The organism is Candidatus Poribacteria bacterium, assembly GCA_021162805.1.
Lineage (GTDB): Bacteria > Poribacteria > WGA-4E > B28-G17 > B28-G17 > JAGGXZ01.
This window is the reverse complement of sequence record JAGGXZ010000014.1, coordinates 1-18426: the sequence shown is the minus strand read 5'-3', so window position 1 is coordinate 18426 and position 18426 is coordinate 1. Positions and strand designations below refer to the sequence as shown.

Here is an 18426-nt window from a genome sequence, read left to right as displayed (position 1 = left end):
TCGTCATTTGTAGTCATTAATGACGGCGAAGCCGATTGGGAAAACGTTAAAACGTTGAACGTTGGAACGTTAAACGTTCTAATGACGGTTGAGCTGTGGACGGCGGACAATTGGCCATAGATACTACACTCAAGGGGAATAAGAGCGTATGGATTTCATCACCGATGATCACCATCATCGGCACCCCTTTAACTTTCATCCCGGCGAACGGGGTGTTTCGTCCCTTGGAGGCGAAATTTTCGGGATCGATGACCATCTCTCGGTTCAGGTCAAGCAATACAAGTTCCCCATCGGCCCCCTTCTTCAGCCTTCCTTTCCTCTCAAGGCCGAGAATACGGGCCGGGTTAATCGTCAGGGCGGCGATGAGATCCATGAGATCGAGCTTCCCTTTCAGGACGAGCTCGGTGTAGAGCACTGGGAAGCAGGTCTCAAGCCCGATCACGCCGAAAGGGGCCTCCTCGAGGGACAGGGATTTCTCCTGAGGTGTATGAGGGGCGTGATCGGTCGCTATAGCGTCTATCGTCCCATCCCTCAATCCCTCGATCAAAGCCTCGACATCCCCCCGATCCCTAAGCGGCGGGTTCATCTTGGCATCAGCGCCCATCTCAAGGACGGCTTTCTGGGTGAGCGTCAGATGATGCGGTGTAACCTCAGCGGTCACGTTGATCCCTCTCGCCTTTGCCTCCCTTATCATCTCGACCGAGCGTTTGGTGCTGACGTGCGCCACGTGGAGACGCCCCTTCGTCTCCTCCGCCAGCATCAGATCGCGCGCCAGGATCACCTCCTCGGCAAGGTGCGATATGCCTCGCACGCCGAGCCTACGAGCGACCTCTCCCTCGTTTACCAGGCCGCCTTTGGACAAATTCCCATCTTCGCAGTGGTCCGATATCAAGAATTCCATTTCACTGCTCGCCCTGAGAGCTTCGAGCATCAGTCTTGAGTTCATGACCGACTTCCCGTCCTCCGAGAACCCGGCCGCACCTGCTTCGATCATCGCCTCGAAATCGACGTTTCTCTTACCCCGCATTCCCACCGTGATCGTTCCCATCTGCAGCACGTTGACGAGAGCGTCGCGCCTTATGATCTCCACCACCTCTCTCATGATCCTCGGTGAATCGATCGGTGGAGAGGTGTTCGCCATGGCCAGGACTGTGGTGAATCCCCCGCGCATGGCGGCTGTCGTTCCGGTGGCTATGGTCTCTTTATGTTCCTGGCCCGGCTGTCGAAGATGGACGTGCATGTCTATAAAGCCGGGAGCGACGATCAACCCGGAGATATCGATCACGCTGGCGTCTGAAGGGGAGATACTCCCCCCGACCTGCTCGATCTTTCCGTCGACGATGAGCAGATCGCCGATCTCCTCCTTCCTTCTTTCAGGATCTATCAACCTGCCGCCCTTAAGGAGAAGTTTGCTCAAGCCTCACTCCTCCTCTTCCTCACATATAAGCACCCTATCGACACCGTCCGTCTCAACCAGTTGTACCCTGATGATCTCCCTACGTGATGTTGGGACGAACTTGCCGATGTAATCGGCAGCTATGGGCAGCTCCCTGTGTCCTCTGTCTATAAGCACCGCAAGCTGTATGGAGGCGGGTCTCCCGAAGTCCATCAGGGCGTCCATCGCCGCGCGAACTGTCCTTCCGGTGTAGAGAACCTCATCCACCAAAATCACGTTTCTGTCGTCTATCTCGAACGGTATATCCGTTCTGTTGATTATGATCTTCCGCTCGAACAGATCTATATCGTCCCTGTAGAGGGTCACGTCGACGGCACCGACGGGCGGTTTAACCCCTTCCAGTTTCCGAATGTTCTCCGCTATCCTGCGTGCCAGATCGTCGCCTCGGCTTTTTATGCCGACCAGGACGAGATTCTCACATCCTTTGTTCCGCTCCAGTATCTCGTTGGCGATTCTCATAAGCGCTCGTTTCATCTCCTCACCGTTCATCACCTCAGCCTTCTCACGCATCCCTATCTTTCCCCCTTTCCCTTTCGAGTTTGAAGATCTCCCCGCGTTTGCTCTCAAGGGCTTTCATAAGCTCATTCACGATCGGATGGACGTCGAAATCCCGTCTGTTCCACGGATTGACCCAGAACCTATCCAGGTTTCTGTATCCGATCTTCTCGTATTCATACACCTGTATCATCAGCTCCAGCTTATCGGCGGCACGAACGACTTTCGCCTCAAGCGATCCCCTTTCCTCAAACTCGGTCCAAAGCTTCGTGTATCTCTCGCCCAGCTCCCCCAGCTTAGAGGTCATTGATCTCACGGCCTCTTTCTCGGCATTCTCCTTGGTCTCCTCCGGAAGGTATTGAAAGGCGGGGAAAGGCACATCGCCTATCTTTGCCTCAGGTATCTCGTGTAGTATCGCCATCCTGAGCAGTTTCTCCATATCCAGCTTCACTCCTCTTCTCTGAAGCATATCGCCAAGCACCATCGATACAAGAGCCACCCTATAGGAGTGATCGGCCACGCTCTCAGGGGCTTCGATCCCGTGAAACCTCCACCCCGTCCGAGGTATGAGCTTAAGCCTTCCTATCTCCTCGATGAACTCTATCAGATCTCTGGCCTTCATTCCATCTGCCTCCGGGCAAAAAAAATGCCTCCCCTGAAGGGAGGCGAGGTCACTTCTATTCGAGGTGGAAGATCATAAAGAAGATGCAATCTCCATAACCTCCTTAAGCGTTTCCTCCGGCTCTCCGGTGGGCCAGTACTCCAGCCCGATGAACCCGTCATATCCGGCTTCGGCTATAGCTTTGAATACGTTGCGGTAGTTTATCTCTCCGGTGCCCGGCTCGTGTCTTCCGGGGACATCTGCCACGTGGAAATGTCCGATCTTCCCGATGTTGGATGTGATCGTGGCGATCAGGTTGCCCTCCATGATCTGCTGATGATAGATATCGTAGAGGAGCTTGACGTTTGGGCTGTTGACCTCATCTACGATCTGAAATCCCTCGGCCGAGCTCCACAGGTAATATCCCTTGTGGTTCACGAGGGTATTGAGCGGCTCGAGCACGAGCGTCACGCCGGCTTCCTCAACGATCGGAGCCACGGCTTTAAGCCCTTCGACTATGCTTTCATGCTGTTCACCGCGGCTGACACCCTGGATCTCATTTCCGGTCGTGACGATCAAGGTTTTACAATCGAGCTTCTGGGCGATCTCCACCGATCGTTTCGCGCCCTCGATCAGTTTCTCCCTATTGGCCGGATCGACGAGCGGGCCTCCGGTATCGCATACGAAGGTCGCCACCTCAAGGCCCAGTTCATCCTTGATCCTCCTTATCCCATCTATGTCCTTGTTTCCCCATCCCCAGAACTCGAACGCCTTCAGTCCGGCGGAGGCCACCCGTCGTATTCTCTCCTCGTAAGGCCCTTTGAAAAGCGATTCTATACATGCCGATAATCTGAGCATCGCACTCCTCCCGGGAATCCTGTCCCGATAAGTTTATCACACGGATATCGATTGTGCAAGTAGAAACCAGACATTCAAGGAAGAATGCCTAGCCCTTACGAACATCTATTCCCCCTTCAGCTTTGCCCATATGATCGGGAGTTTATCCTGAGGATTAACAGCCTTTGAGCCAATTCCTCCCCTCATCAAGTAAGAGGTTATAAACTATAGCTGGGTTCTCATCTCCGCCGACGACAACGCCATTCTCAACATGCCAGTTTCCCTCATCGGGTACGATCTTACCGCTTATCCAGAAGATCTTATACATCATTCCACCCGTTAAGATCACCATCGTTAAAGCTATCTTTCCACGTTCCCGCCCATGCTGAAGCCGCTATGAGTAAGAAGACGACAAGCAAACCGTATTTCACTTTTGAATCACCTCCTGTTTATAGATAGATTACGCTCGCGCTTTACTTCATGCTCTTTTTGACCTCGCCCCAAAGGGTTGAGAGTTTACCACAGGGATTTAAAGCTTGAATCGAGGGCTCCTCCATGCATCTCTTGACCTCATCGTCGGAGAGGGCCCTGTTGTAGAGTCTAACCTCATCCATCACTCCCACGAAGGGGCCTGCGCCTGGAGGAGCATCGCCCCAGCCTATCTCTATGTCGAACGTGCCGTTTATCTTCCCGCTTGCGACGCTTTCCTTTTTGAGCTCGCCGTCGACGTAGAGCCTGAGTTTCTCTCCGTCATAGGTTCCCGTCACGAACTGCCACTCGCCCGGAATACAGAGTCCGTTCAGGTTGGCATCGAACCTCGTCCCCCCGCTGTTTTTTATGTCCCAGGCGAAGGCCATGTTCATCCAATGATTGTCTATGCCGAGTATATAGCTTCCGTTTTGCGCCCATCCACAGGTGACCAGCCTCCTATAGGCATCGGGGACTTTCTCGCTTTTCAACCATAGCGCTATCGTGATGGCGTCTTTGAACGTCAGAGAGTCCGAATTAGGGACGATGATACCCCCGTTTTCGAACTCCATTCCTCCGCCGTATTTTCCATCGGAGGTCCACTTGACCTCTCCGTTTATCCGTCCGTCGTTGCCGTTTCCCGAGAGATCTTCGACCGTATCGCCTGTGGGCGCTTTTGTGAAGCTGAACCACAGGACCAACCCATCTTCTGGAGGAGCGGCAAGCGACAAGGCCGCTATCCCTAAAAGGATACTGGTGCACCAGAGAATCTCCCTCTTCATCTTTCTCCTCCTTGCTTTCTAAGTTGCTCTTATTTCCCTGGGTGTAGCGGTTATCCATAAGGAGGAACGAGGAGAAGGGAAATCCGTTGCACGTTCAACGTTTAACGTTGTAACGTTTTCCGTTCCTGGTTCCTTGTTCCTTTTCATCTTGACAATATGAGCGATCTAAGTTTCTCTATCGCCCTTGCGACCCTGTCCCTCGCTTCAAAGAGCTCCTCGGGGTCCGTTGAAAAATCGGTGGGCGATCTCACCAGCTTGTCAGGGAGTTTCAGGGCCTCTTTGGCTTCAGCCAGCGCTTCTTCTCTCATCTTCCCCTCGGCCTCCTTCAAGAGCTCTCTCAGGATGAAGAAATATTCCCTGTCCTCAAGGCCTTCCCTTATAAGCTCCCATCTTATCGAGTCCACAGGGGGCTCCAGAACGGGCTCTTTGGGTGGTTCTCCTCTCCTCGGCGGATAGAGCAGGAAGCCGTCGCCGTTCCCCCAGAAGGTGCCTGACGGGCTGTAGGAAGCAGGGTCATCCCAGGGGTTTCTGGGTTTTCCCCTCGACGCCCAGTAGGTCGTGGACCAATAGAGCGAACCTTGCACGCCATATTTTTCGGCGGCCCAGAACCTTATCCGGTGGCATATTGCGGGATGGTCCACGAAGTTATTGGGGTAGGGAGCCCTCGGACCACAGCAGACATACCACCAGACCTCCTCGCCGTGCCGCTGTCTCTCCTTGGCCCTCTCGGGGTCGAACGCTGAGAGCACAGGAACCCAGATGTCCACGTGCCCATGGAGCGGCGGCTCTGGTTGCTCCGTGAGCAACCTCTTGACGCCCGGCGCCAGCCTCTTGAGCAACTCCATCCCCTCGACGACGAACGGGTAATCCTCCTCCCTTGGCTCGTCGAACCAGTAGAAGTAAGCCTCCTCCAGCCAGCCGTTCTCACTCAGGTGCTCCTCCAGCAACCTGTAAGCCTTCTCGTAAGCCCTCCTGAGTTCGGGGGTCGCCCCCTTGTAGGCCAGGATGACTCTCCTCGCCCTGAACAGCCCGGCGGCGTTCCAGCCGTTGAACTTGAAGTCGTCGAGGTGTTTGCGCATCGCCTCGTCGAATGCGTCGAGGTTGTGGAACTTGACGCCCATGTCCGCCTTGTGCTCGTAGGAGATCGAGCCTTCGGGCTTGAGCTCACCTTTGAGGAGCGCTTTCGTCTCTTTGAGGACGCTTTCGGCGAGAGTCCTGAGGGACGACTCGTCCTCGGCGGGCCCGCAGAATATGGCCACCGGCGGCCCGTCGTCCTCGTAGACCTCGCCCGGCTCAAGCCACCTCCCCACCGACCGGTAAATGTCGCCGTGCCCGTCCCAGAGGTTGATGCCGACCCCCTCGCCCAGGGCCACGCCGCCGAAGGCCAATCCCTTGTCCGGCCACAGCCAGGCGCCGTAGCGCTTCGTGTTGACCGCCTTGTAGCCTCGAAGCGCCGGCGGGACGAGGTAGTAGAAGCCGTTGAGCCTCCACCTCACCTTGTCCGTGTTTTTGATCGTCGAGCACTTGACGATGACCCACGGCCTCCCGGCGACGAACTCGAACCTGTAAGTCGCCTCGAAGGCCCTGCGCGCCGGGCTCGACGACGTTCTGGCCGCCGTCACCTCGACGACGCACCTCTCCGGCGACTTGACGACGAACCTCACCTCCTTGATGAAATCGGGGTTCGGCCAGCTCCCCCTCTCCCTCTCGAACTGCGTGAGACAGCAGACGATCGAGCCGACCCTCTCCCCCTCACTGAGGATCAAGAAGAAGTCGCCATTGAACCTGTTACAGACGAACCTGAGCGGCCCCACGTCAATCTCCTCCCTCGGGCCGATGATCTCCCAACTCGGGCGGGCGAGCGACGGAACCGGCCAGTAGGGCGAGACCCGGTGCCTTGCGAACGTCCGCATGTAGAACTCGAAGACCTTCGCCTCCTGTTCGGCCGTCTTTATGCCGTGGAAAAGTCTGTTGACCCCAACCCCGTAGGCGGTCCTCGTGTGCGTCTCGTCGGAAAGGGAAAAGTCGTAGACGTGGAGCCCTATCGGGACCTCCACGGGAGCTGTTCCCCTCGGCTTTACGATGAGCTTTCCGGTGTAGTCGCCGGGCGGGCATCCTTTGGGAACCTTGACGGTTATCCAGAGGGGCTGGTTCCTGTCCTTTTTGAGCTTAAGATGCCCTCTATATGGCGGGAGCGGGTCGGGCCAGTCACCGACGCACCCGAAGGAGTCCGTCGGCCTTTTAACCCTGACGTATTCGACGAGCCTTATGCTTATGTTCTCCCTCGGTATCCGGCCCTTTTCGGACTCAAGAGGGGTGAGTTCAAGCTCGACCTCCAGATCCTCCCTCGGCCTTAAGACGACCTGGAACGGCTCATATTCGTTCCCCGCTGCGGAGATCTCGACCTGCTTCCCCCTCGCCTCGGGGAGGGGGCGGTCCCTTGATACCTTGTAGGTGGAGCCGCACCACCATATCGAAAGCCTGTCATCCGTCACGAGAAGCTCCCCGTAGTTGCTCGCATGAAGGCTTGGAACCTCGAGTGATGTCTCCGCCCTGAAGAACTCCTCACCGCCCTCGCTTGCCGTAAGCGTTACCTCGTATTCCCCGGGCTCCTTGAGGACAGCTTGGAGCTTCGGGATAGCCCGGGAGCCCGGGTTGAGCTTAAACTCCATCGATCTCTCCACCGTCTCCCCTCCGGGCGTCGTGATCAGAACCTTGAACAGGATCTCCTTCTCCTCGGAGCTCCTGTTTTCGACCTTCGGTCTCACCGTGAGCTTGCCCCTCTTAGGCCTTCCGAGCGAAAGAAGCTCGACGGGAAGCTCCTCCGATTCCCTCTCGACGAGCAGATAGAGCGTCGAGCCTTCGATCTCCGGAACCTCCCCGGAGAGCTCAGCTTCGTAGGTGTAGTTTGAGACCTGCAACACGCCTGTGCTTTCGAGCTTCACGAAGACCCGGTCGCTCGGGAAGAGGGACGAGGGGAGCTTTGCCCTGTGCTCGCCCAGGTTTGAAAACTCGGCAAATTCAAGCCAGTTTTCGCCGTCCCTGCTTGCTTTGAGCCTGAGCCTCCCCTCACGATACCAACAAATCGTGACCCTGACCTCTGCTGAGGTCTGGGTATAGGGCTTTGTGTCGTGCCTGTAGGTCACGTATCTGCCTTTGTCGAGGACCCACCTGTCCGTGTTGAACCCGGCGGTGAAGTCGTGAAGTGCCCTCGAGTAGTTCGAGAAAAGGCCGCCGTATCTGCTCGACATGACGTATCTGCCCTCTGTAATCCTCTCATCGTGCCCGAGCGAGGGCTTTGTGTCGGGGAGGATGAGCTTCACCGGGATGAGCTTGAGGTCGTCGAAGTAAACCTCGCCCTTCATGTGCCACTGGCCGAGGTAGACGTTGGAGCTTTCGAGCCTCTTCGGTGTGACAAAGATGAAGCGGTGGAACGACCAGGAGGTGGAGGGGGAGAAGTCCCTGTTTATCCCGGAGACGACCAACTCCTCCATGTAGCGCCTCTCGCCCTGGAAGCCGGAGATGACGCATCCGCCAGATGCCTCCTCCTTCATGGAATAGAAGGAGAGCATGTAGGTTGAGAAAGGCTCAAGCTCAAGCTTGTGTTCCCAGCGGTTTGAGGTTTGTCCATCGCCCTTAACGCTTAGGGAGCGTTCGCCCGTCTTCGAGAGCCTCTCCCATCTTCCCTCTCCACCCGAAAGCTTCCAGTCAAGCTTCTCAAACGACGTCTCATAAGGCATTGAAAGCATGGCCGCAAGGATAAAGATCAGAAGCATTTCAAAAACCTCCTTGTTAGCAGATCAGGTTCCGAACCCCGGCTTTTTGTTCATCGGGGCTCAACATTGCTCCCCAAGGCGGCGTGCTCACCTGCAGCCGCCATTTTACTTCTTGCGATTGGAGGTTTAGCGGATTATATTCACTGAGTTTCCCTCAAATCGGACGTATGCCTTGTCTCCGACGTTTAATCTCATCCTCGCAAATGTCGGGGTCAGAGTCCATGAGATAAGTCTGATACCCACGTCCACCTCCACCTCGGTCAACGCGCCTTTGTTTTCGATTCTACGGATAATCCCAGCGAAGAGGTTATCGCTCTCGCCTTCCGGCTTCGCCGCGGATACGGATATCTCCTCCGGCCTGATGGATAGACAGACCTCCCCCTCCGCCTTTCCCGGACAGCGGATCGTCAGATCGCCGACGTTGACATCGCATTTTCCGTTTCGGCAGACCGCCCTTCCGACGAACACGTTTCTGCTTCTGACGAACCGGGCGACGAACTCGGTCTCGGGCCGCCTGAATATCTCATCGGCCCCGCCGACCTGGACCAGTTCGCCCTTATTGAGCACCCCTGCCCTATCGGCCACCATGAGCATCTCCTCGAAGTTATGACAGACGTGAACCGTTGTGATCCCCGTCTCCCTCTGCACCCTCCTGAGCTCCCTTGCCAGGAACTCGCCCGTGGCGGGGTCCAAGGCGCTGAGAGGCTCATCCATAAGCAGAACATCCGGCTTTGTCACGATCGCCCTGCCGAGGGCCACCCTCTGTTTCTCGCCGCCGCTCAGCGTCTGAGGATATCGGTCGAGAAAACTTTCGATCCTTAGCATCTCCGCCACTTTCAGGACCTTCCCTCGGACATCCGAAGCCCGCTTTACCTTTAACCCAAACGCTATGTTATCGTAGACGGTCATCGTGGGAAACAGGGCATAATCCTGCGGGACATATCCGACATTCCTCGCTGCGGGGTCAAGATACGTGACATCTCGTCCTCCTATAAGGATCTTGCCGCTTTCCACCCGTCTCAGGCCGCAGATACACTCTATAAGGAAGGTCTTACCGGCCCCCGTAGGACCCAGTAAGACGAAGTACTCGCCCCTCTCGATCCTCAGGTTTATATCCCTGAGCCTGAAATCCCCCGCTTTTGCGTTGAGATCCCTGATCTCTATCATCTTCCCACCCAGATGTATCCCACGCCGCCGAGCTTTTTGACGAGCGTCAGGGTTGTCATGGCGATGATTATCATGAGGATAGCGATTGAAAGCGCAGCCTCGATCCTGCCGACCGAGAGCTCCAGATAGATGCTTGTCGGCATCACCTCTGTCTTGAATCTGGTTGTGCCGCAGAAGACGATGATCGGCCCGAACTCCCCTATCGCCCTCGCCCATGCGAACAGTCCACCCGCTATGATGCCGTTTTTTGCAAGCGGGAGGGTCACCTTGATAAAGGCCATGAGCCTACTGCAGCCCAGGGTCATCGCCACATCCTCGAGCCTTCTGTCCACCCCGTCGAAGGCAGCTTTGATCGTTCTAATGGCGAATGAACAGGCCACGACGAACTGGGCCAGGATGACCCCCTGCGTCGTATATACGAAGTGCAGACCTGATCCCTCTATGGCTCTCCCGACGGGCGTTCGGAAAAACACGAGGAGGCTTACGCCCATGATCAGAGGGGGAAGCACTATAGGGACATCCACCAGGGTGTCGACCAGCATCATCCCCGGAAACCTATATCTCGAAAGGGCATAGCCGGCCGGAATCGCCACACACATGGAGAGAAGGGCGGTGGTGAACGAGGAGATACAGCTCAGCTTTATGGCGAACTGAATCTCCTTCGAGCGGAGGGTATTCAGAAAAGTATGCAGATCCACATAGAGGATATCGCTCACAAACAGGGCCAGTATAATGAGGAGATAGAACGTCAACATCCCGGCCGTGAGGAGAAAAAGAGGCCTGTGAGAAATCATGCGATGTGACCTCTTGATCATCTCATCTGTATCCATCCCTCTTGAGGATCCCAACGCCCTCCTGAGAGGAAGCGAATTCCAGGAACTTTCTGGCCAGCTCCTTGTTTTTGGAGAAGTTCAAAAGACAGACATGGATCTTCGTCTCAGGGAACTTCTCCTTCATCCATATGCCATCCAATGAGTCGGAGTTAAGGACGGCGATGAAGTTCCACACCACAGCGACATCGGCCGTTCCCAGTTTGATCGCGTTGCCGAGCTCCTGATGTGTTTTGGTCTCATAGACGATGTTTTTCTTCACGGCCTCCTCGATACCTTTTTCCTTCAGCTTTTGATGGACGTATTGGGCGCATGTCTGGAACCTCGGATCACCCAGAGCGACTCTGATCCCCGGCCGGGCTAAGTCCTCCAGCGATTTTATCCCCTTTAGGTTGCCCTTTGGGACGATCAGGACGGGCGTCAGTTTCCCCACCACCCTATCATCCTCCAGCACGCCCTTTTCCCTCAGCATATCGGCGTATGGATCGTGCACGATGCATATATCCCCTTTATGGGTTAGCAAGATCTGAGGGAAGATGGTCTCGCATCCGGCGAAGTTATATTTGATATCCGCGCCGAACCTCTCCTTGAACTTCCCGCCGATCTCCTCAATAGGCTTGCTGAAGGAGGTGCCACAATAGACGATGAGAGGTTCGCCCTTCTCCCTGCCGCAGCCTATCAGGGACAATCCCGCTATCAGGATGAGAGGGATCAGCCGCAGGCTATAGCTTCGTAGTGTAGCCATGTCTCTCAAATATCCTCCTTGCCTTCTCAGATGTGATGAAATTCACGAATCTTTCGGCTTCCTTTTTATGTTTGGAGAAACTCAGGATTCCTATCGGTATGCGTACAATCACGTTCTGCTCCTCGAGTATTCGGATCGCCTCGGTGCTATCCGGATAGAACCTTGCCGTGGCGTCCCAAACTATTGCGGCGTCCACCGTTTTGAGTTTGACGGCATTTCCCAGCTCTTGAACGGTGACGCCCGTGTAGACCACGTTCCTCTTCACCTGATCCTCGATACCGGCCCTTTTCAGTATCTTCTCCGTGACTTCGCCGACCGCGCAGGCCTTCGGATCGCCCATAGCGACTCTAATGTCCGGTTTAGCGAGATCAGCGATCGATTTTATCCCCTTGGGATTGCCTTTCTGAACCAGGATCACGGGGACAAAATAGGCGACATCCTTTTTTTCGGAGATAAGGCCTTTTCCCTCGGCACGGGAGATGAACTCTTCATCGCCCGGCATGTAGAGATCACCTTGACGGTTAAGCTGTATCTGTGTAAGGAGCACGCCTCCTCCGGCGTATGTGGGTTTGACCTCGATCCCCGTCTCGCTCCTGAAAAGTTTTATTATCTCATCGACGGAGGGACGGATTCCCGCACCGCAGAAGAGCCTCAGCGTTTTCGTCTCCTCTCCGCCACATCCCTGCAGCACGGGCAAGGACAAAATGAAAAGGGTAAGCATTAAAGCGGCGATTTCTCTCATTACCTTACACCCACAACGGGCTGTCGAAGGGGAACGGTCCCATATCGAACCTGGCTGGCCGCTCCCTTTGACTCCTTTGACTATCTCTTGATATCCCCCCATCTCAGGGCCAGTTTGTCCTTCGGCTGAACCGCCAGCACACCTCTCACCCCGCTCGTCATGAGCTCCTTGATCTCATCTTTGCTCAGCGCCTTGTTTATCAATACAACCTCGTCTATAATTCCGATGAAGAACCCGGCTGGTTTTTTATGGGCTCCTATGAAGTAGTCCCCCTCTGAACTTTCAAGGTTGACAACCGTTGGATCGAGGTGTGCCTCGCCGTCCACGAATATCTGGACCTCATCGGAGTTTCCCTTCTCCTTAGCAACCACAGCGGCGTGATACCATTTCCCCTCTTCAGCCGTCACATCGGACGAGATCTCCTTTCCTCCTAGGAAGGAGTGTATACCGCCTCCAGAAGCCTGGTGGATGTAAAGCCACGATCTACCTACACCGTTTTTATCCCCTTGCTGGAAGATGCATTCCACCCACTCAGGAGGCGGTATCTCTTCCGATTTAAACCAGGCAGCTATGGTGAAATCGCTCTCGTTCAGAACCTTCATGCTCTCCTTGAACGGAATGAGGACATAGGTCTTGCCGTCGAAATGAAGCGCCTTCCCGAACTTCCCGTCGACCCACTCGGGATTCCCCTGAATTTCACCATCATTCCCGTTTCCAGAGTAATCCTTGACCGTTTTCCCCGATCCCTCGTCGAAAAGCCAAGCTCCTACGATATTCTCCCTGAAGGCATAGCAAGGGGCGATCAAGAGAAGAACGGTCAAAGCTCCGGCCATCATGCCGGTTATCCTTTTCGACATCACCAACACCTCCCCCTATAGTTTTCCCTTTATTTCGCCCCAGATAGTCGCCAGTTTGCCGTCAGGCTCCACGGCGAGTCCTTTGGCGTTGAAGTTCTGTTTGATCTCGTCGGCGGAGAGCGGCCTGTTGTAGATGGCGACCTCATCGATCAGCCCGACGAATCCTCCGTCGCTTGCGTGACCTATTTCGGTTTTGGGTCCGTTGCTGGCTATGGAAGGGCCTGCGAATTTTCCCTCCTTCACCAGCTCGCCGTCGAGATATAACTTCATGCTTTTGCCGTCCAAGATCCCCACCAGATAGTGCCACTCTCCTTTTTTGGGGAGAGATGCGCCGAATCCTCCATCTCCTTCCCAGCCGGCGGCCGAGTGGATGATGAACTCCATCTCCTGGCCGCCGTTTCTGCCGTCATATCTCAGGCACCACCCGTTAGCATCCCTCTGGGCGACGATCTCACCGCAGCATTTGGCGACGACTCCCACGACCGGATCGTCGCTTCCGACGTTAACCCATGCGGCGGCGGTGAACTGGTTTTTACCCTGAAAGTTTAAAGCGTCGGTGCCCTGTATGTCGATTCCGTCATCCCCGTCGAACTCCATCGCATCATTGACCTTCCCCGGCACGATCTTGGGATCGCCCACTATGGTTCCGTCGTTTCCGCCGATAACATCCTTAACCGTTTTCCCCTCTACCGTGTCCTTATCCAACGGCCAGTAGGCCACCAATCCATCCGTAACCATCTGAGCCCATACAATTCCACAGGTAATAAAAACAAGGGGCACGAATGCGAGGATGGAGATACAAGTTAAGGCTTTCACAGTCCCCTCGACCTCCTCTCATCTTCGGATTTCCTCTAAGAATCTAGCACATGGTCTCTTCAAAGTCAAGGGATGGATTTATTGCGCCTTATCATCAGGTATGATAAAATATCAACACGGTTCGCTCTTAATTTCCCTTGAGTATGGGCGAAAGATTTTTCGCTCGTACTATCTATGGCTAATTGTCCGCCGTCCACAGCTCAACCGTCATTTGTAGTCATTAAGTCATTCGGCTTCGCCGTCATTAATGACTACAAATGACGACAAATGACAATAAATGACCTATAAGCGGCGGACGGTAGCTTTAAAAATCTTCGCTACACTCAGCGATAATATGAGCGACACGGTTTAAAAGAGGGAGGTAGAAAATGTCAAAACCGGTTTTAGGTGCTCAGCTTTACACGGTCAGGCAGTTCACCAAGACCGCCTCTGATCTGGCCGCGACGCTTAAGAAGATCGCCGATATAGGCTACACGGCGGTTCAGATCTCAGGCATAGGACCGATAGATCCGAAAGATGTGGCCAAGATGATGGAGGACGCCGGTTTAACCGTCGCTGCTACACACGTCGGGTGGAACCGACTTCTCAACGATCTGGACGCCGTCATAGAGGAACATAAGCTCTGGAAGTGTGTCCATGTGGCCATAGGCGGTCTGCCTAAGGAATATTACAGCATCGACGGGATCAAAAGATTCGTCGATGAACTTACACCCATAGCCGAGAGGCTCCTGCAGGAAGGCATGGATTTCTCATATCACAACCACAATCACGAGCTCGCGAAATACGAGGGGAAAACATGGCTTGAGAGGCTCTACGAGCAGGCCGATCCCAGATATCTGAAGGCCGAGATCGACACATATTGGATCCAGGCCGGCGGAGGAGATCCCGCCGAATGGATCCGAAAATGCGCCGGTCGTGAGCCTCTGCTGCACCTGAAGGATATGATCGTCACCCCCGATCGCCAGCAGCGGTTCGCTGAGATAGGCGAGGGAAATCTCAACTGGCCGGCGATACTCCAAGCCGCCGAAGAGGGCGGGGTTGAATGGTACCTGGTCGAACAGGATAACTGCTACGAGCGCGATCCGTTTGAGTCGCTGGCCATAAGCTACAGAAATCTGAGGGAAATGGGGTTAAGGTAGAGCGAAGGAACGAGGGGCGGGGAACCAGGAACGAAAGGCGTCACAACGTTGAACACGCAACGGATTCCCTTCCCTCCTGGTTCCTCGTTCCTTACTATCATAGGAGGCAGGAGATGAAATTTAGAGTGATCGTTATATTGGCCTTTGTTCTTCTGATATCGAGGGTTTCATCGGCGGAGGTCAACGGATATGTCGAGAAGATCTCACCGTCGGACGGCGGACAAGCGGTGAGCGTGATATATCTTTGGGGAACACCATATCAGATGGGATACGCGCACGGCAAGCTGTGTTCGGCGGAGATCAAGGACCTCTACGGGAAGTTCGCCTCGAGCATGAGCGCAGCAGCAGGTGTGCCGCCTGAAAAGCTGGATGAGGTCTGGGATATGATGTCCCCTTATATCTCCGATAGGATAAAAGAAGAGATGAGGGGACTCGCCGAGGGGAGCGGGGTCGATCTGAAGACGATCCAGCGAGTTCATTCGATACCGGCGCTTTCAGAATATCACTGTACCTTCTTCGCTGCCTGGAGAAAGGCGACTACAAACGGACACCTCCACCAGATTCGAGCGCTAGACTATGCCACAGAGGCCCATATACAGGACCATCCGGCGATCATCATATATAGGCCTGAGGGTAAAAACAGCTTTCTCTCCGTGGGATGGGTGGGATTTATCGGGGTGGTGACGGGAATCAATGAGAAGAGAATCGCCCTGAGCGAGATAGGTGATAACTACGGTAACGAGAAGGAGACCCTGAGAGGCGAGCCCTTCATATTCCTGGCCAGAAGGCTGCTTGAGGAGGCTGATTCGCTGAAGGAAGGAATTCAGATCATCCGTAACGCCCATCGAACCAGCAGCTATCTATACTGTATCGGCGACGGCAAGATACCCGCCGCGGCGGCACTTATGACGTGTAAGAATTTCTGCTACGTCTTCGATCCCCACAGTCTCCCAAATAGACAGCTCGAAGATGTGGTCTATTTCTCGATGGGTGCAGATAGCAAGTGGAACGAGAAAATCTACGAGATCCTGAAACCCAAATGGGGGAAGATCAACCGGAACGTCGGAATCTACGATGTGATGAGGGGAGCGGGAACCGGCAATCTGCACGCTGTACACTTCGATGTGACCGACCTGATGATGTGGTTCGCCAATGCCGGGGTAGATGCCTCACCGGCCTATAATCACGCCTTTGTGGAATTCGATGTGGCCAACGCTTTTGAAAAGTTGAAACGATTGAGCATGAAGGGGGAATAGACGCTCGGAAGATGCACAACCTCTATGTCCCACCTGATCAGATCGGAGATGGGATCGCGCGTGTCGACGGCGAGGAGAAACACCATATTGACGTGTTAAGACTTCGGGCCGGAGATAAGATCAAGCTGTTGGATGGAACAGGGGGTGTATACGAAGGTGTGATATCAACCATTCGACGGGATGAGGCGATCATTAAAATCCTGCGCGAATACAGGCAGCCCTCGATAAAAAAGGTGGATTTGTATCAGGGGTTGCCTAAAGGGGAAAAGCTGGATCTGATCATACAAAAGGCCACCGAACTGGGCGTCTGCTCCATAACGCCTCTCCTATGTAGGAGGTCGATACCGCGAATCGACAATGATAAGCTCCCCAGCAGGATCCGCAGGTGGAACAGAATAGCGGTGGAAGCATGCAAACAATGCGGCAGAGCCTTCTTCCCGAAGATCGATCGACCGAGGTTCTTGGATGATGTTCTCAGTGAGGTGAAGGCCGATCTGAAACTGATGCTTTGGGAGGGCGAGCGGAAAAGACGCTTGAGGGATGCACTGAAGGAGATATCTCCTGAGTCGGTCGCGATACTTATCGGCCCGGAGGGAGGATTTGAGGAAACGGAGGTTCAATCCGCCGTTAACGCCGGATTTCAATCGGTTTCGCTCGGAGAGCTTATACTTCGAACGGAGACAGCCGCTCTAGCTTCTTTGAGCATCATCCAGTATGAGTTGGGGCAACTGGGGTGATCGAATTGAAGGGGAAGGTGGTATTTTACACGTTCGGCTGTAAGGTCAATCAATATGAGACTCAAGCCATGCGGGAGATCATGAAGAGGGCGGGATTTCAGATCGTCCCCGAAGGTGAAAAGGCTGACGTCTATATCGTCAACACATGCACGGTGACAGGGATAAGCGATAGAAAGGCCAGGAAGCTCATCCGACACATACATCGACTCCACCCGGAAGCCCTTATCGTCGTAACGGGATGCTATGCTGAAAGGGCGATGAGGGAGATCGAGTCGATCAAAGGTGTCGGACTGGTTTTAAGGAATCGTGAGAAGGGAAGGATAGCGGAGAGAATCGCAGCGGCACTCGGCATTGAGATAGATCTGCCGTGTGAGAGAAAGCTTCAAGTTGGACGCTTTGACGGGCAGACGAGAGCGATGGTGAAGGTGGAAGATGGGTGCGATTCCTTCTGCGCCTACTGTATCATCCCTTTCGTCCGAGGACCCGTGAGAAGTCGTCCCATCGACGAAACCGTAACCGAGGTGGAGAGGCTGGTTCGAGCTGGCCACAGGGAAATCGTCGTGGCGGGAATTCATCTCGGCGCATATGGTAAAGATTGGGGTGGTAAACCTTCTCTCGTCGATTTGCTCAGGGAGATAAAGGGGATAAATGGGGTGGAGAGAATAAGGTTGAGCTCTCTTAAGCCGATGGATGTAACTGACGATCTGATACAGCTTATGAGCTCCGATCCGAAATTCGCCCATCATCTCCACATATCTCTTCAAAGCGGAAGCGATAGGATCCTGAAACTTATGAGGCGCGGCTACACCGCTGAGCAATTCGCGGAGATCGTCCGGAAAGCCAGGGCGGCGATGCCGGATATCGGAATAACCACAGATGTCATCGTGGGGTTTCCAGGAGAGAGCGAGGAGGATTTCAGGACGAGCTATGAATTCATCGAGGAGATGGGCTTCAGCCGCATACATGTTTTCAGATTTTCACCTCGTCAGGGCACATTAGCCGCTAAGATGCCCGATAAAGTTCCGCCAAGCGTGATTAAAAGAAGAAGCGAGGAGATGATAGCTTTAAGCGGGAAGTTAATGTGTCAATTTGCTGAAACACTCGTGGGAAAGCGGCAGAAGGTGCTCCTTGAAGAGGAGAATGGAGCGGGGATGCTATCGGGATTCACCGGAAACTACGTCAGGGCGATTATAAAGGCCCCTTCCGGGATGAAAGGACAGATGGTGGAGGTTTTAATAAAGGATCACAAGGAAGGGAAGGTGATAGGGGAAATTGAGGGGGACAAAGGTTAACCTTTGCACCCCTCAATCATGCGGCCTGCGATTGGGCGATAAGCTTGTTCAGTTTTCGTGCTAATCTCGATTTCTTCCTGTCGGCGGTTCCCTTTTTGATAACACCTTTCCCGGCGGCTTTATCCAATTTGCTAACGGCCTCTCTAAAAGCCGTCATCGCCGCCTCAAGGTCTCCGGAGACGATCGCCTGTTCGGCTTTCTTGATGGCGGTTCTGGTCGCCGACTTTATCATTCTGTTTCTGAGCCGTTTCCTGGGATCGGCACGCAGATGCTTATATGCGGATCTTTTATTAGGCATAATCCAACCTGGTTCCTCAAACTGTGTCAAACTGACCTATCTGCCGGTTGAGGAACCCCCTCCTTTCTATCCCATTGCGGCAGATAGACCAAGGCTCCCGGCCGCTCTATGAGCCGAAGCCTACCAATTGTG

The 18426-nt window shown here is 54.4% G+C and carries 18 protein-coding genes; 4 read left to right on the top strand and 14 right to left on the bottom strand.

Going from position 1 to position 18426, the window contains the following annotated elements; genetic code table 11:
* Nucleotides 1-46: 46 nt before the first annotated feature.
* From J7M22_01070 to J7M22_01010, 13 genes are all read right to left on the bottom strand, one after another.
* Nucleotides 47-1387 carry a dihydroorotase gene (locus J7M22_01070; GenBank protein MCD6505191.1) on the bottom strand — a complete coding sequence of 447 codons (1341 nt, stop codon included), beginning with the start codon at nt 1385-1387 and terminating at the stop codon, nt 47-49.
* A 33-nt stretch (nt 1388-1420) separates the two neighbouring features.
* Nucleotides 1421-1966, bottom strand: coding sequence for a bifunctional pyr operon transcriptional regulator/uracil phosphoribosyltransferase PyrR (gene pyrR / locus J7M22_01065; protein ID MCD6505190.1), 546 nt, complete (start codon nt 1964-1966; stop codon nt 1421-1423).
* Complete coding sequence (locus J7M22_01060; protein ID MCD6505189.1) at nt 1959-2573, bottom strand: HD domain-containing protein; 615 nt, start codon at nt 2571-2573, stop codon at nt 1959-1961. Before J7M22_01060 ends, pyrR begins: the two co-directional genes overlap by 8 nt.
* Nucleotides 2574-2645: 72 nt before the next feature.
* Complete coding sequence (locus tag J7M22_01055; protein ID MCD6505188.1) at nt 2646-3410, bottom strand: TIM barrel protein; 765 nt, start codon at nt 3408-3410, stop codon at nt 2646-2648.
* A gap of 154 nt (nt 3411-3564) precedes the next feature.
* Nucleotides 3565-3741 carry a hypothetical protein gene (locus J7M22_01050; GenBank protein MCD6505187.1) on the bottom strand — a complete coding sequence of 59 codons (177 nt, stop codon included), beginning with the start codon at nt 3739-3741 and terminating at the stop codon, nt 3565-3567.
* A gap of 121 nt (nt 3742-3862) precedes the next feature.
* A complete protein-coding gene (locus J7M22_01045; protein MCD6505186.1) occupies nt 3863-4639 on the bottom strand; it encodes a LamG domain-containing protein in 777 nt (258 codons plus the stop codon).
* Between the two features lie 143 nt (nt 4640-4782).
* The gene (locus tag J7M22_01040) at nt 4783-8415 is read right to left on the bottom strand and encodes a DUF4091 domain-containing protein (GenBank protein ID MCD6505185.1); all 3633 of its coding nucleotides are present in this window, start codon (nt 8413-8415) and stop codon (nt 4783-4785) included.
* Between the two features lie 126 nt (nt 8416-8541).
* Nucleotides 8542-9582 carry an ABC transporter ATP-binding protein gene (locus J7M22_01035; protein MCD6505184.1) on the bottom strand — a complete coding sequence of 347 codons (1041 nt, stop codon included), beginning with the start codon at nt 9580-9582 and terminating at the stop codon, nt 8542-8544.
* Nucleotides 9579-10376 (bottom strand): ABC transporter permease, encoded by a 798-nt coding sequence (locus tag J7M22_01030; GenBank protein MCD6505183.1) that lies wholly within the window; start codon nt 10374-10376, stop codon nt 9579-9581. Before J7M22_01030 ends, J7M22_01035 begins: the two co-directional genes overlap by 4 nt.
* Before the next feature lie 22 nt (nt 10377-10398).
* Nucleotides 10399-11157 (bottom strand): molybdate ABC transporter substrate-binding protein, encoded by a 759-nt coding sequence (gene modA, locus J7M22_01025; GenBank protein MCD6505182.1) that lies wholly within the window; start codon nt 11155-11157, stop codon nt 10399-10401.
* Nucleotides 11135-11899, bottom strand: coding sequence for a molybdate ABC transporter substrate-binding protein (gene modA, locus J7M22_01020; protein ID MCD6505181.1), 765 nt, complete (start codon nt 11897-11899; stop codon nt 11135-11137). Before modA (J7M22_01020) ends, modA (J7M22_01025) begins: the two co-directional genes overlap by 23 nt.
* Nucleotides 11900-11979: 80 nt before the next feature.
* Nucleotides 11980-12756, bottom strand: coding sequence for a LamG domain-containing protein (locus J7M22_01015; GenBank protein ID MCD6505180.1), 777 nt, complete (start codon nt 12754-12756; stop codon nt 11980-11982).
* Between the two features lie 15 nt (nt 12757-12771).
* Nucleotides 12772-13572, bottom strand: a complete 801-nt coding sequence (locus J7M22_01010) for a LamG domain-containing protein (GenBank protein MCD6505179.1) — start codon at nt 13570-13572, stop codon at nt 12772-12774.
* Between the two features lie 368 nt (nt 13573-13940).
* On the opposite strand from J7M22_01010, the gene J7M22_01005 reads away from it, so the two are divergent.
* From J7M22_01005 to mtaB, 4 genes are all read left to right on the top strand, one after another.
* Complete coding sequence (locus tag J7M22_01005; GenBank protein ID MCD6505178.1) at nt 13941-14711, top strand: sugar phosphate isomerase/epimerase; 771 nt, start codon at nt 13941-13943, stop codon at nt 14709-14711.
* A gap of 113 nt (nt 14712-14824) precedes the next feature.
* On the top strand, nt 14825-15967 hold the full coding sequence (locus J7M22_01000) for a hypothetical protein (GenBank protein MCD6505177.1): 1143 nt from the start codon (nt 14825-14827) through the stop codon (nt 15965-15967).
* 11 nt (nt 15968-15978) lie between these two features.
* Nucleotides 15979-16704 carry a 16S rRNA (uracil(1498)-N(3))-methyltransferase gene (locus J7M22_00995; GenBank protein ID MCD6505176.1) on the top strand — a complete coding sequence of 242 codons (726 nt, stop codon included), beginning with the start codon at nt 15979-15981 and terminating at the stop codon, nt 16702-16704.
* Nucleotides 16701-17996 (top strand): tRNA (N(6)-L-threonylcarbamoyladenosine(37)-C(2))-methylthiotransferase MtaB, encoded by a 1296-nt coding sequence (gene mtaB / locus J7M22_00990; GenBank protein MCD6505175.1) that lies wholly within the window; start codon nt 16701-16703, stop codon nt 17994-17996. The genes J7M22_00995 and mtaB overlap by 4 nt, the downstream gene beginning before the upstream one ends.
* Nucleotides 17997-18012: 16 nt before the next feature.
* Here the strand turns inward: mtaB and J7M22_00985 are convergent, their stop codons facing one another.
* Nucleotides 18013-18294, bottom strand: coding sequence for a 30S ribosomal protein S20 (locus J7M22_00985; protein MCD6505174.1), 282 nt, complete (start codon nt 18292-18294; stop codon nt 18013-18015).
* Between the last annotated feature and the right edge of the window lie 132 nt (nt 18295-18426).